The organism is Vibrio sp. 704, from assembly GCF_033339295.1.
The window spans coordinates 1-966 of sequence record NZ_JAWOUH010000160.1; the positions used below are offsets into that span (position 1 = coordinate 1).

At 49.9% G+C, this 966-nt stretch carries 1 pseudogene; it reads left to right on the top strand.

Annotated features, from left to right (window positions below):
• Window positions 1-966, top strand: a pseudogene (locus R7R24_RS25150) (glutamate synthase large subunit); the annotation flags it as partial.

Here is a 966-nt window from a genome sequence, read left to right on the forward strand (position 1 = left end):
TCTTTATCTCAGCTCCAGCGGGCTGGCGTGAGCGCGACATTGAACGCCGTCTCTATATTGCCCGTCGCCGTATTGAAAAACAGATCACCGAAGATCCTGATTTCTACATCTGTAGCTTATCGACGCAAGTGCTGGTGTACAAAGGTTTGTGCATGCCTGCGGATTTGCCTCGCTTCTACCTTGATCTTGCTGATCTACGCATGGAATCCGCTATCTGTCTGTTCCACCAGCGTTTTTCAACCAACACTCAACCTCGCTGGCCACTGGCGCAGCCGTTCCGTTATCTTGCTCACAACGGTGAGATCAATACCATTGAAGGCAACCGCCAATGGGCCCGAGCGCGTGCTTATAAATTCTCTTCCCCATTGCTGCCCGATTTACAAACCGCAGCTCCGTTTGTAAATGAGACTGGTTCGGATTCTTCAAGTCTGGATAACATGTTGGATCTATTCTTGGCCGGCGGCATGGATATCTTCCGAGCCATGCGAATGCTTGTTCCACCAGCATGGCAAAATCACCCAGATATGGATCCCGATCTACGAGCCTTCTACGATTTCAACTCCAAACACATGGAGCCTTGGGATGGCCCAGCAGGGATCGTACTTTCCGATGGCCGCTACGCAGCATGTAACCTCGACCGAAACGGTCTGCGCCCAGCTCGCTACGTGATCACAAAAGACAAGTTGATCACGCTGGCTTCTGAAATCGGTATTTGGGATTACGCACCAGACGAAGTTGCGAAAAAAGGTCGTGTTGGCCCTGGTGAGTTGTTAGTTGTCGATACTCGTAAAGGTAAACTGTGGCAATCAAGCGAGATCGATAACGATCTCAAATCTCGTCACCCATACCGCGAATGGATGGAGAACAACGTTCGCAAACTAACGCCATTCTCTCAGTTACCTGAAGATCAAGTGGGTGAGCGAAGCTTCGATGAAGATTTGCTTAAGACCTATCAAAAGCAGTTCG